The organism is Cupriavidus taiwanensis, from assembly GCF_900250115.1.
In the GTDB taxonomy this organism is placed as follows: Bacteria; Pseudomonadota; Gammaproteobacteria; order Burkholderiales; family Burkholderiaceae; genus Cupriavidus; species Cupriavidus taiwanensis_B.
Genome location: NZ_LT984805.1, coordinates 350,740 through 362,738, shown reverse-complemented (window position 1 = coordinate 362,738; position 11,999 = coordinate 350,740). Strand labels below are relative to the sequence as shown.

General features: G+C 51.8%; 13 protein-coding genes. 6 read left to right on the top strand and 7 right to left on the bottom strand.

Translation table 11 applies throughout. The features are described from left to right. Positions 1 to 4: 4 nt before the first annotated feature. The 7 genes from nifD to nifB all read right to left on the bottom strand — a co-directional run bounded on the left by nifD (position 5) and on the right by nifB (position 6,390). The gene (nifD, locus tag CBM2586_RS30790; RefSeq protein WP_025586731.1) at positions 5 to 1,465 is read right to left on the bottom strand and encodes a nitrogenase molybdenum-iron protein alpha chain; all 1,461 of its coding nucleotides are present in this window, start codon (positions 1,463 to 1,465) and stop codon (positions 5 to 7) included. 77 nt (positions 1,466 to 1,542) lie between these two features. Continuing rightward, a complete protein-coding gene (gene nifH / locus CBM2586_RS30785; protein WP_012354691.1) occupies positions 1,543 to 2,424 on the bottom strand; it encodes a nitrogenase iron protein in 882 nt (293 codons plus the stop codon). 667 nt (positions 2,425 to 3,091) lie between these two features. Beyond that, a complete protein-coding gene (locus CBM2586_RS30780; RefSeq protein WP_012354689.1) occupies positions 3,092 to 3,373 on the bottom strand; it encodes a hypothetical protein in 282 nt (93 codons plus the stop codon). Between the two features lies 1 nt (position 3,374). Next, on the bottom strand, positions 3,375 to 3,593 hold the full coding sequence (nifT, locus tag CBM2586_RS30775) for a putative nitrogen fixation protein NifT (protein WP_081479548.1): 219 nt from the start codon (positions 3,591 to 3,593) through the stop codon (positions 3,375 to 3,377). A 334-nt stretch (positions 3,594 to 3,927) separates the two neighbouring features. Then, complete coding sequence (locus tag CBM2586_RS30770; RefSeq protein WP_012354687.1) at positions 3,928 to 4,335, bottom strand: nitrogen fixation protein NifZ; 408 nt, start codon at positions 4,333 to 4,335, stop codon at positions 3,928 to 3,930. 207 nt (positions 4,336 to 4,542) lie between these two features. Beyond that, complete coding sequence (locus CBM2586_RS30765) at positions 4,543 to 4,734, bottom strand: 4Fe-4S binding protein (RefSeq protein ID WP_012354686.1); 192 nt, start codon at positions 4,732 to 4,734, stop codon at positions 4,543 to 4,545. Positions 4,735 to 4,818: 84 nt separating this feature from the next. Beyond that, positions 4,819 to 6,390, bottom strand: coding sequence for a nitrogenase cofactor biosynthesis protein NifB (nifB, locus tag CBM2586_RS30760; protein WP_012354685.1), 1,572 nt, complete (start codon positions 6,388 to 6,390; stop codon positions 4,819 to 4,821). A gap of 400 nt (positions 6,391 to 6,790) precedes the next feature. Here nifB and CBM2586_RS30755 point away from each other — a divergent pair, with 400 nt between their 5' ends. From CBM2586_RS30755 to CBM2586_RS30730, 6 genes are all read left to right on the top strand, one after another. Beyond that, positions 6,791 to 7,846 carry a homocitrate synthase gene (locus tag CBM2586_RS30755; RefSeq protein ID WP_012354684.1) on the top strand — a complete coding sequence of 352 codons (1,056 nt, stop codon included), beginning with the start codon at positions 6,791 to 6,793 and terminating at the stop codon, positions 7,844 to 7,846. 108 nt (positions 7,847 to 7,954) lie between these two features. Then, positions 7,955 to 8,293 carry a nitrogenase-stabilizing/protective protein NifW gene (locus tag CBM2586_RS30750; protein ID WP_012354683.1) on the top strand — a complete coding sequence of 113 codons (339 nt, stop codon included), beginning with the start codon at positions 7,955 to 7,957 and terminating at the stop codon, positions 8,291 to 8,293. A gap of 15 nt (positions 8,294 to 8,308) precedes the next feature. Next, on the top strand, positions 8,309 to 9,157 hold the full coding sequence (locus CBM2586_RS30745; protein ID WP_012354682.1) for an electron transfer flavoprotein subunit beta/FixA family protein: 849 nt from the start codon (positions 8,309 to 8,311) through the stop codon (positions 9,155 to 9,157). Continuing rightward, positions 9,154 to 10,281 carry an electron transfer flavoprotein subunit alpha/FixB family protein gene (locus CBM2586_RS30740; protein WP_012354681.1) on the top strand — a complete coding sequence of 376 codons (1,128 nt, stop codon included), beginning with the start codon at positions 9,154 to 9,156 and terminating at the stop codon, positions 10,279 to 10,281. Before CBM2586_RS30745 ends, CBM2586_RS30740 begins: the two co-directional genes overlap by 4 nt. Beyond that, the gene (locus CBM2586_RS30735) at positions 10,278 to 11,588 is read left to right on the top strand and encodes an FAD-dependent monooxygenase (RefSeq protein ID WP_012354680.1); all 1,311 of its coding nucleotides are present in this window, start codon (positions 10,278 to 10,280) and stop codon (positions 11,586 to 11,588) included. Before CBM2586_RS30740 ends, CBM2586_RS30735 begins: the two co-directional genes overlap by 4 nt. Next, positions 11,585 to 11,884: a ferredoxin family protein gene (locus CBM2586_RS30730; RefSeq protein ID WP_012354679.1), complete on the top strand. Its 300-nt coding sequence runs from the start codon at positions 11,585 to 11,587 to the stop codon at positions 11,882 to 11,884. Before CBM2586_RS30735 ends, CBM2586_RS30730 begins: the two co-directional genes overlap by 4 nt. Positions 11,885 to 11,999: the final 115 nt, after the last annotated feature.

The following is an 11,999-nucleotide window of genomic DNA, read 5'->3' as shown; positions in this document are numbered from 1 at the left end:
GTGCTCATGTTCGATCTTTCCACGGCGTCTTCGCGAGGTTCCATACAGGACTTGAGATGGCAATGTCCATATCACGGGCGAATATCGCAAATCCGTCGTAGCCGTGATAAGGGCCTGAGTAATCCCAGCTATGCATTTGACGGAACGGTACACCCATTTTCTGGAATACGTACTTCTCTTTGATACCAGAACCGACAAGGTCGGGGCGCACCCGGTCTACGAATCTTTCAAATTCGTACCCCGTCACATCATCATAGATGAGTGTGCCATCCTTTAGATAATGCGTCGTTCGTTGGTAATCGTCATTGTGTGCAAACTCATACCCCGTTCCGATAACCTCCATGCCTAGATCCTCGTATGCCCCTACAACGTGCCGCGGGCGTAATCCACCTACAAAGAGCATCACCTTTTTACCTTGCAACCGAGGCTTATATTTCGCAGTGACGGCATCAGATACCTTGCGGTATTTAGCGATCACCTTTTCTGCATTTTCCATAATCGCATCATCAAATCGACCTGCAATTTCACGCAAGCTTTTCTCAATCATTGTGGGACCAAAAAAATTATATTCTACCCATGGGATGCCATACTTTTCTTCCATGTGTCGACTGATGTAGTTCATCGATCGGTAACAATGCAACAAATTCAGCTTTGACCTTGGGGTGTTCTCTAGTTCCGCCAATGTACCGTCACCCGACCACTGTGCGATGACCCGCAAACCCATCTCTTCAAGAAGAATTCGACTTGACCACGCGTCTCCCCCAATGTTGTAGTCGCCTATGATAGCAACGTCATAGGGTGTCGATTCAAGCGCGAGACGCTTATTGGAGTGAGCATCGAACACAAAGTCGCGGATCGCGTCGTTTGCCAAATGATGACCGAGTGACTGCGACACACCACGGAAACCCTCGCAGCGCACAGGTACGACGGTGTGCCCGCCATACTCCTTACTCTTCTTCTTTGAGACAGCCTCAATGTCGTCGCCGATAAGACCAATCGGACATTCTGTCTGAATAGAAATCCCCTTGTTGAGCGGAAACAATTGCTGTATCTCATCAATGATCTTGTCAAGCTTCTTGTCACCTCCGAACACTATGTCCTTCTCCTGGAAATCAGAGGTGAACTGCATAGTAACGAACGTATCGATGCCCGTGGTGCCAACGTAGTAATTGCGACGCGATCCCCATGAGTACTGGCCACAGCCAACGGGCCCATGGCTTATATGGATCATGTCTTTGATCGGCCCCCATACCACGCCCTTTGATCCAGCATACGCGCACCCGCGAATCGTCATGACCCCAGGCAGCGACTTGATATTCGACTTCACCCCGCAATCTGGCTTGCCTTCCTCGAATGAACTTAGGTGCTTGGCCCGTCGTTTTCCCATCTTTTCAGGGTAAGCCCGTAGCACTTCGTCAATGAGGGCCTTGTTAGCGGCCTTCCGTTCCTCAACCGTCGTGGTCATCGCGTAGTCCATAGGTAATCAACATGCTCGTCGCAAATAGCCGCCGTGCGTGCACGGCGGCTGTCGTTCAAGCCTGACTAGGCAGTAAGTTCTGACGCAGTCTTCCCAACTTTTGACTCGTCGATCTGCACCAGAATCCCCTTCGCCATCAAGAGATCCTCCAACTGGTCCATCGTGATTGGCGTCGGAATAACACCATTTCCGCCATTGTTATGGATCTTCTCGGCAAGCGCACGATACTCCCCTGCCTGAGCGCAGTCTGGCGCATACTCAATGACGGTCATTCGACGCAGTTCTGCATGCTGGACTACGTTGTCGCGAGGCACGAAGTGTATCAACTTCGTGCCTAGCATCTCCGCCAGCGATTCTGCTAGCTCAAGTTCCTTGTCCGTCTTTCGCTCGTTACAGATCAACCCACCCAAGCGCACGCCGCCGCTATTTGCGTACTTCAAAATTCCTTTAGAAATGTTGTTTGCGGCGTACATCGCCATCATCTCGCCAGACATAACAATGTAGATCTCTTGGGCCTTGTTTTCACGTATTGGCATCGCGAAACCGCCACAGACGACATCGCCGAGCACATCATAGGAAACGTAATCAACACCGTCATACGCGCCGTTCTCTTCCAGGAAATTGATTGACGTTATAACACCTCTGCCTGCGCAGCCAACCCCCGGTTCAGGCCCCCCCGACTCGACACATCGGATGTCCTTGTAACCAATCTTCATTACGTCATCCAGTTCAAGATCCTCGACGGATCCCGCTTCAGCCGCAAGCGAGAGGATTGTATCCTGTGCTTTAGCATGCAAAATAAGCCGTGTGGAGTCCGCCTTTGGATCACACCCAACGATGAGAATCTTCTGCCCGAGGTCGCTCAGCGCCGCTAGCGTGTTCTGCGAGGTAGTCGACTTGCCGATGCCACCTTTACCATAAAAGGCAATTTGCCGAAGGTTAGACATTGTGATACTCCATTTTGAATTGAAGGTGTAGCTAGAAAACCATGGTTTGCAAGGCCACGATCATGTCCTCAGTCTGCGGTGTTTCCCTATGGTCTTCTTCTTTCAAAAGCACGCATCGGCCAGCTCGTGTCCGCGCGACCGCGTTAGCGCAGCTTTCGTGCCATGTCGCTAAGAACTCCAGAAAACCCGCGAAATCGCGGCTTTCCGGAACTTGTTGTAGCCCTAACTATGAACCATGGTCCGCGTCGCGATACTGACAAACCGATCGCACTGTGTCGAAATACGTCGCTTGGCAACTAACACGCCCTCGCGTCGCCCCCACTGACCTATTAACTTGAATCATTAAGGCTGGCACAGCCTGTGTGAAACAGAGACGTGTTTGGCAGCTTCACGCTAGCCATCGGACAATTTCGTAAAACTGAACGGCAAACGCCGTGCCCAGCGGTAATGTAGAATACCTTATGCTTTTTTTGGAAATCCATCGTAACCACGTACGGAGAGTCGTCGTACATTCGAGAGGTCCTAGAGAAGAGACCCCGAGGTCGACTTAGCCGTTGTTTAGCCAACTTTTAAACCATTATGGTCGTCTATGAGAGGCCATTTCCTCACTTAGTAAAGATGAAATCCATTCAGTTATGAAATCCCCCATTCAAATATTATGGTAATGTTATCCATCTTCATTGGATGCCCAATTTTCCGTGAGGATCAGCATATTCGCGTGGCTTGGCTCCGATGTTATAGAAATGCAGACGCCCGTGGATGCACCAAAATAGACGCGCCGCCCAGCCAATTCTATAACCGGTCTTTCGTACCGCATTTCGAGATCGCTCACCCGGATTGCACGAACATCCGGATAGCAGCTTTGCCACTTAGCCGCAACTTCGGGAAGTGATGATTCCTTGCGAATCAATTCCGTTATAATATTGATCTGATCGCCAGTGAGCGCCATGTCATTTGCCTCCAGAATCAACTCTTCTAGCTTCGACAGTCACTGGAAGCCTAGTATCTGGCGCCATCTCTGGTAACTGAAACTGCCAACCATTCCCAAGCTTAACGAGGCCGCCCCACATTTGATCCTTCGTCATGGAAACTATCGGCTCTTCAAGGTCCTTTCTTGGCAGATATGCCTTAAGTGTACCTGTAATATCCTTTCGAATCATAATTTTCATTTTTGGCCTCCAAAAACGGAGAAACTGGAAACACAGTGTATGGCAAACACTCCGTTACAAAGGATTTGTCAGGTTCACCGCCATGCATTGACCTTCGCGTATTGAAAAATTCTCCAGACAAACCACACACATTTTGTCATTGCCCCGACAAGCATAATCGACTCATTACGTACAAAAGGACCTGTAAGGACAGCTTACCCGTTTGGTCTGGTTCCGCCACATCTCGCCGGGGAATCGATCTCTTGCGCGACAACAGCGACAACAGGCAGTTTCTCTTAGCCGGCAAAATACCGCCGGTTCGTCTGGATTCCATACAACAGCACGCCGGCACCTTTTAGCGATCGACTCCCCCCTTGGAATTTAGAACGGCCCCGTCAAAAATTCCCCCGTCTGTGATGGACGGTGGACCCGCGATGTGGTCACGTATAGGCGCGCATACGCCTTCATTTAAGTAGTCCAGAGTGCAGAGTTCTCTTGCGCGCATGCCAACGCGACGATCATCCGCGACGAAGTGAACAGCATAGATGTAGAATCGTTGCAGAAAGGTGTCGATTCTAGTGACGTAGCCAATATCTCCTTTATTCACGATAACTTCGCCAATGCTTTTCCCAAAAAACGTACCATCATTGCGAACCATCGACCGTGCGATTACGCGCTCGCCAACCTCAAACCTAGGTTCAAAGGCTATTTCAACGGTGTCACCCCTCTCGGAGTTACATAAGAGCTGCTTTGGCCTCGACATCGCCTTTCCCCGAGATCAGTCTCTAAATTAGCATCCACAAACTTGCCCTCCACTATAGAAGCATGTTCGCACCCCACCGACGATGTAACGCCGACGGATCCTAGTTCCATATTTTCCGGCAATTCATAGTTTCGCTACCGGTAAGGCTTGAGCCATGAAATGAACCAGATCGATAAACACGCCTTCAAGAAGAGCGCTATGGCCAGGCTAAGCCGTTACTATGCAATCGTCCACGGGGCACACCGACAGACACTGCGGAAAATCGAGTCCCTCGCACATAGTGCACTTCTTAGGATCAATTGCCAACACGTCACCTTTCTCACTAATGGCAGCATTTGGGCACTGCGCCTCGCACGCCGAGCAGCCGGTGCAGGCTGAGGCAATAATCTTCAAGGCCATAGATACGCTCCTTACAATTTAAAGTACGGTACTACTCCTCCGCGCTTGCATGGCCTTTGCACATCAAACGGTCGTTGGAGCCTTTTAGACATCCTTTGCCTGATCATGCGTCTCGTCGCAATGTTTACGCAGCGATCCGCCACCAGCCACACGGCTTGAGTAATCATTGAACCAAGATCGTGCTGCGACCTCAACAATTTCCCCCGCGTACTGCTCCACCGACTCGATGCCCGCATCGGCGAGTTCCTTACGCGGACAGATACCAATTTTCGCCACAAAAATGGCATGACAATCGTTGATCGCGCGTATGATACGTACTAGTCGTTCATCGTCACCGTACCCCCCTTGGCAATACAATTCAACCCGGCGGTAACCCACAAAGTGCGCGCCAGAGGCGCTAACTTCGAAGATTTTTAGCTCAGAGATATTCCCAAAGTGCCCATTCACGCGACCCCGGCCTTTCGTTGCAACGGCGATATTGACCTTCAGTGCTCCTGTCGCTTTCCTGACCTTGGTTAAGGCTGGCACTTCCCGCTTTGCCTCACGTTGCGCCATGAGCTCAGTCTCCGTGCGGAACTGGTACTCTTGGCGGATGTTTCGGTCATAGCCGATATCCATCTGCTCGATACTCTCCAGTGAAAACTCGGCACCGCGATCCTCATCCAAGAGTCCTACCGCGTCCGCTCGGCACTGCCGGCAATGCCGCATCAATTTCAGACCGCCCGAACAAGCTTCCTGTACTGTCCTCAATTCACGGGAGGTAGGTCCTCGTGGTCCGTGCAGGCCGAAGTACGTACCGTGCGACGGGTCGGAGATTAGCGGCATAATGTTGTGAAGGAACGCACCTCGCTGTTTCACAGCACGATTTACCTCAATCAAATGTTTATCGTTAATACCCGGAATCAACACCGAATTAATTTTCGTCAGTACGCCTCGTTCTGTTAGCATCTCGAGCCCTTGCATCTGCCGCTCATGCAACACGCACGCGGCGTCCGTCCCTGTCAACCGGCGACGGTTCCAAAAAATCCACGGGTAAATTCTTGCCCCGACAACCGGATCGATCATGTTGATGGTTATTGTCACATGATCAATGTTGTATCGGCAGATGTCATCCACAAAGTCAGGCAACGCGAGGCCATTGGTTGAGAGACATAGTTTGACATCGGGAACTCGCTCCTTAAGCAAACGGAACGTCTCAAACGTGGTTCCTGGGCTCGCGAGCGAATCACCGGGCCCAGCAACACCCACCACCGTCAGTTGCGGTATGCGACTCGCGACAACCATCACCTTCTTCACTGCCTGCTCTGGCGTCAGCTTTCTCGACGTAACGCCAGGTCGCGACTCGTTTGAACAGTCGTACTTGCGGTTACAGTAGTTGCACTGAATGTTGCAGGCGGGCGCAACCGCTACATGCATGCGCGCGTAATGGTGATGCGCTTCCTCTGAGTAGCACGGATGATCTTTTATCTTATCCCACACCCCCGGCCGCATCCCCTCGGCCTCTCCAGGCGACTCGCACTTCAACACGCTGGCTCCAACAGACGGAGTACCCTCGCCCCGTAGGGCCGATGTTCTGCTAGTTGGCATTAGGGGCACAACTTTCTCCCCGCCTTCAAAACAGGCAGCCGATGGTCGCGTGCACGCCCTATTTCGCATAACTCTTTCCTTCACATCGAGAGTAGTTGTACATCCGCCAAAAAGCGAAATCCGTGCCATCGCGCAAGGAGCATCTCGACCGGTATGAGGGCGCAGCATCTGCCGGCGTTCTATAAGTTCGACAGCAGCGCATTCGTCTTGCGTGTGGGTTGAAGCCAGCTCGAAGCTCACTGCGAAAACAGGGTAGCTAAATTGGCCTAATACGGCTCCCTCTTCTCGGCACCCAGCAGCTTGTCCGGACAGAGACATTCGCGACACGAAAAATGTGCGAAGCCCCCAACGTTTACTGACAGCGTCGCCGCTGCCGCTCTTGAAGATAGCGCTCCAGCTTATTGAACTCGGCTGGCACAACGCTTGCTCGACCGTGTAGGACCAATGAAGCGCAAAGGCAACTACCGCGATGCTTAAACCGATTATTATCGAGAGAACATTGTCCGGCCTAAAACGGCCCGCAATGAGCCTTTATCGGATAGAAGAAAATTGTGCGATTGCCGGCATACTCGCGCATGGAGAAATTCCGGAGCTGCTTACAGCAATATTTGCAATGGGTGATGAGGAGATAACGCTTATCGATGCTACTGGGGACATAAACCTCAAGCCGGCAACAACAATTTCCGGCTGCTCGACAGACACCAAGCAAATCGCTGCCCTGTGCTGCAAAGCTGAGTTTGTATACTTGTCCATCTCCGTTTCCGATCGCTATTTTAACCATCTGCGGCTGTCGCGAATTTTGGCATTATCTCTGATCGCGTACCTTATCCGGAAGATAGAGGAATGCCACACAGGAAGCTCTATTCGTATGGCAAACCTTGCGCGTCCGCACCCTTCATTCCTTGTGGAAGTCGCGCTGCGCCCGAGGATGTATGGTGAACAGTGGATCCAATTCTCCAACAAAGTTGGTGCAATTCTCCAGTTTTCGGCCTACGACCTCATTGCAAGGCTGCACGATGTAGAAATCTATTTGCAACATGATGTCGGTCTCGCTACCGCACATACACTAGCTGCGCTCAACTCCAGCGCCCCACATGTGAGCCCAGCGGTAAATGGCATGGTTCACCCGAAGGGCAAGGCAGCGCTCAAGGAAGTCGTGACGGGTTCACGGCATTTGATTGAGCAGGATACAGGTGTCGATAGTAATACGTTCGTCCAGATCTCTTCTCTTGCCCAAGATTCGTCTCACTGGGCAGTGCCGTCGAAAAAAATAAGAACGCATATGTGCTCCCATCGAGTTAGGCGTTGGGATACACACTCCCGCGTATCCCATTTCGATTCCCGGCTGAGACGATGCGACAAGCACGATGCATTGCCTGCTAAGACGCATCCGCACCCAGATTACAAAGATTCGGGTAACTCTGAGGCCGTTTTCCAGGACCGAGTAGTTACAAAAATGTTGTTATCGCGACAACGCGAGCAGGCGCCGGAGATATCAAGCAAAGCCAATGATTCCTATTCTTAGCGACCATAGGTTGTCCATGTAGCGTTAGCTAACAATAAACGTCGGCCCGTCGAAATAGCGCGGCCCGCATCTACGTCACACACCCTATTTTTAACCTACTTCAAAGATATGCAAGGACACCTCCATCAGCAGCAACACCTCTCTTCGACTGAGGACTTTTTTCGGCATTTTGACATCGCATTCGACGAAACAGTTTTGAACGTTAGCCGTCTACATATCCTAAAAAGGTTCCTCCAGTACATCGAGCAACAAGAAGAGCCTCCCTTGGACAACGGCACCGCGCTGTTCGAGTTTTATCGCAGCTTGTTGCTCAAAGCCTACAACGATTTCGTGTCGTCAACGCCAGCGGAACAGAAGGTTTTCAGGTGTTTTGGGGAGGCAGAAGCACGAAGGTACGTTAGCCTTGACAACCTTCGCGCTTCGGTGGGAAAGCGCGACACCGTCTGACGCGGAGAAGGAACCATGCATATTGTTGTCTGTATCAAGCAAGTCCCCGATTCAGCGCAGATTCGGGTGCATCCGGTGACCAATACAATAATGCGCCAAGGCGTTCCAGCTATCATCAACCCATACGACCTCTTCTCACTAGAGGAGGCGTTACGGCTGAAGGACCGCTTCGGCGGACGACTCACGGCGCTATGCATGGGGCCGCCCCAGGCCGAGGACGCGCTACGCAAGTGCATCAGCTTCGGCGCTGACGATGCCATACTCATTACCGACCGCGCTTTCGCCGGAGCTGATACGCTTGCGACGTCCTACGCGCTTGCCGCTGCCATCCAAAAGATCACGACTCAACAAACAGTGGATATGGTCTTTACCGGTAAGCAGACCATCGATGGCGACACTGCGCAAGTCGGACCTGGTATTGCGACACGGCTCGGCTTCCAACTGCTTACCTATGTATCAAGGATCGTTGAAACGGATTTAAATAAGCGTTCAATCGTCGTCGAGCGTCGTGCGGAAGGAGGCGTGCAAGTGCTTCAGACCACGCTGCCTTGTCTCATAACGATGCTTGAGAACACGAACGAATTACGTTTTGCAACACTCCCCGCGATGATACACGCGGCGGCGGTTCCGATACGCAAATGGAATCGAGAACAAGCCGGCATCACTGACTTGAATAGGATTGGGCTCAAAGGCTCGCCCACCGTAGTCAGCAAAGTCTTCGGCCCAGCGCAAAAGGACGAGAAAGCCGAAATTCTGGAAGTGGGTGCCGCGAACCTCCGCGAAGTCTCCCACAAACTTGTTCAAAAGATCCTGGCCCGTCATCCAACATTGGAGGCAGACCTGTTAATGAAGAGGTTCTCATGAATTCCCCCGTTAGTTCACACAATATGCCGAACACCACCGTTAGAAGGGGCAGCAACCGCCACCTTGAGTTGCCTGAGCACCTGAAAACTTACAAGGGTGTATGGGTGTTCCTTGAACACGATCAGGGTCAGGTTCATAGCGTGTCGTGGGAGCTCCTAGGAGAGGCATATAAGCTCGCAGACAAGCTGGGCAGTGAGGTAGCAATTGTCGCGCTCGGCGGCCCTGAAGAGCCCCTTGAGCAGTTTGCAACTGAAGCATTTGGTTTCGGTGCAAATAAGGCGTATGTGATCCACGATCCCGTGTTGCTGGGGTATCGGAATGAACCATTCACGAAAGGATTGACCGATCTAGTTAGCAAATATCGTCCGGAGATCCTGCTTCTCGGGGCGACCACTATGGGTCGAGATCTTGCCGGCTCTGTGGCAACGACTCTTTCGACGGGGCTGACGGCCGATTGCACTAGCTTGAGCATAGACTCTACCTCGCGCGCTCTTGCGGCCACTCGTCCAACCTTCGGTGGCTCACTTCTTTGTACGATCATGACACTTGCATGCCGACCTCAGATGGCGACGGTCCGTCCGCGCGTAATGGCGATGCCGCCAGTTCAGACCGGCCGTTGCGGAGAGATTATTCATGAGCAACTAGGTATGATCGAGTCCGACATCGTGACGAAGTTGCTCAATTTTATTGCCGATTCAAAAAGCAATAAGATTAACCTTCCTTATGCGGATGTGATTGTAAGTGGGGGAAAGGGCCTTAAGAACCCTGAAAACTTCAAGCTGGTCTTCAATCTGGCGCGTGTCCTCGGCGGCGAAGTGGGTGCGACTCGCCCCTGCGTGCAAGCTGGCTGGGTCGAAGCCGAGCGCCAAGTAGGGCAAACGGGTAAAACCGTTCGACCAAAACTTTACATCGCCGCAGGAATTTCCGGTGCCATCCAGCATCGCGTCGGGATGGAAAGTTCTGACGTGATCGTGGCCATCAACACTGATGAAAACGCACCAATCTTCGACTACGCGCATTACGGTATCGTAGGAGATGCCATGCAACTACTGCCTGCATTGACTCAAGCTTGCGAGGATCACTTGGCGCAGCATAAGTCCAGACATATGAGGGTAGTCAAATGACAGAACCTTTGCGTTTTGACGTAATTGTCGTTGGCGCAGGCCCTTCCGGAAACGCCGCTGCCTACTTGATGGCCAAGGCCGGTCTAAAGGTTCTCCAAGTTGAGCGCGGTGAGTATCCGGGCAGTAAGAACGTTCAGGGAGCGATTCTCTATGCGAATGCCCTCGAACAAATTATCCCAGAATTTCGCGACGACGCACCGCTCGAGCGGCACATCATTGAGCAACGCATGTGGATGCTCGACGATACGTCGTTCGTAGGCACGCACGTACGAAGCGACGACTACAACAAACCACCGTACAACCGTTACACCATTATCCGCGCTCAATTCGATAAATGGTTCTCATCAAAGGTCCGAGAGGCCGGCGGATTTCTCATCTGCGAGACGACGGTGAATCAACTGATTATGGATGGAGATCAAGTTGTCGGCGTTCACTGCGACCGGGAGGAGGGTGACGTGTATGCAGACATTGTGATTCTCGCAGATGGCGTCAACTCAACTCTCGCCCGAAAGGCAAAATTTCACAGCGAAATTGAAGCGCATAACGTTGCGCTCGCTGTCAAAGAGATTCTCTTTCTTCCCGAGGAAACCATTCGCCAGCGCTTTAACGTTTCAGGGGACGAAGGCGTCGCTATTGAAATGGTCGGCCGCATCACCAATGGCATGACGGGCACGGGCTTTCTTTATACAAATAGAGAATCCCTGACCATCGGCGTTGGTTGCATGTTAAGTGACTTCAAGAATTCCGTACACCGCATGAGCCCTTATGAGTTGCTCGAAAAGATGAAGCACCACCCCTCGATAGCGCCGCTAATTGATGGAGGCGAAATGAAGGAGTACTGTGCACATCTGATTCCAGAAGGTGGCTTCAATACGATTCCAAAAGTATATGGCAATGGATGGATGATAGTGGGCGATTCCGGAGGCTTCGTCAATTCCGCGCATCGAGAGGGGTCTAACCTAGCAATGACGACAGGCCGCCTTGCTGCTGAAACGGCAATTCGAGCAAAGGCCATGGGTCGTGGCTACCGCGCCGAGGTACTTTCTGCGTACAAGAGCGCGCTCGATAGGAGCTTCGTGATAAAAGATTTACACAAATATCGCCACATGCCAGAGATCCTCCGACAGAACCCCCAGTTCTTTACGACGTATCCTGACCTGCTCGCATTCGCAGCACGTACGATGATTACCGTGGACGGCATCGATAAGACGACGAAAAAACATGAAATCATCGGAAAGTTTCGAAAGAGCCGGACTCTGCCCGGCCTTCTTGGCGACGCGTACAAACTCTGGAGGGCATTTCGATGAGAAAAGTAATAGTCAACATCGAAGAAAAGCTATATCAAAACCGCTATCGCGTGGATGTAGGTAGGCCACATATCCATGTCAAGAACGCGGAGGTATGCGCCAATAACTGTGCCGACAAAAGCTGCACCTACATCTGCCCAGCCTCTTGCTATCGCATTGAGACCAACGGTGCCGTTACGCTCATTACCGACGGCTGCCTCGAATGCGGCAGTTGCCGCATTCTCTGCACCGACCACAGTAACGTCGAATGGGAATACCCGCGAGGCGGACATGGCATCCAGTTCAAGTTCGGCTGAGTCCACAGCGCAATGAAATGAGCAGTATTGACCATACTGCTGCGCCACATTTACAAATAATCTCAGAACTTCTTCCCTAAGCTGAATCCTGCATACCGTCTGAGACGTTAATCCA

Coding starts and splice junctions, on each gene's coding strand:
- CBM2586_RS30780 (WP_012354689.1), bottom strand. CDS start 3,373: ATGGCGCTCACTGGCGATCAGATCAATATTATAACGGAATTGATTCGC.
- nifD (WP_025586731.1), bottom strand. CDS start 1,465: ATGACCACGACGGTTGAGGAACGGAAGGCCGCTAACAAGGCCCTCATT.
- nifH (WP_012354691.1), bottom strand. CDS start 2,424: ATGTCTAACCTTCGGCAAATTGCCTTTTATGGTAAAGGTGGCATCGGC.
- CBM2586_RS30750 (WP_012354683.1), top strand. CDS start 7,955: ATGCAAGGACACCTCCATCAGCAGCAACACCTCTCTTCGACTGAGGAC.
- CBM2586_RS30745 (WP_012354682.1), top strand. CDS start 8,309: ATGCATATTGTTGTCTGTATCAAGCAAGTCCCCGATTCAGCGCAGATT.
- CBM2586_RS30755 (WP_012354684.1), top strand. CDS start 6,791: ATGCTTAAACCGATTATTATCGAGAGAACATTGTCCGGCCTAAAACGG.
- nifT (WP_081479548.1), bottom strand. CDS start 3,593: ATGAAAATTATGATTCGAAAGGATATTACAGGTACACTTAAGGCATAT.
- CBM2586_RS30770 (WP_012354687.1), bottom strand. CDS start 4,335: ATGTCGAGGCCAAAGCAGCTCTTATGTAACTCCGAGAGGGGTGACACC.
- CBM2586_RS30730 (WP_012354679.1), top strand. CDS start 11,585: ATGAGAAAAGTAATAGTCAACATCGAAGAAAAGCTATATCAAAACCGC.
- CBM2586_RS30735 (WP_012354680.1), top strand. CDS start 10,278: ATGACAGAACCTTTGCGTTTTGACGTAATTGTCGTTGGCGCAGGCCCT.
- CBM2586_RS30740 (WP_012354681.1), top strand. CDS start 9,154: ATGAATTCCCCCGTTAGTTCACACAATATGCCGAACACCACCGTTAGA.
- CBM2586_RS30765 (WP_012354686.1), bottom strand. CDS start 4,734: ATGGCCTTGAAGATTATTGCCTCAGCCTGCACCGGCTGCTCGGCGTGC.
- nifB (WP_012354685.1), bottom strand. CDS start 6,390: ATGCGAAATAGGGCGTGCACGCGACCATCGGCTGCCTGTTTTGAAGGC.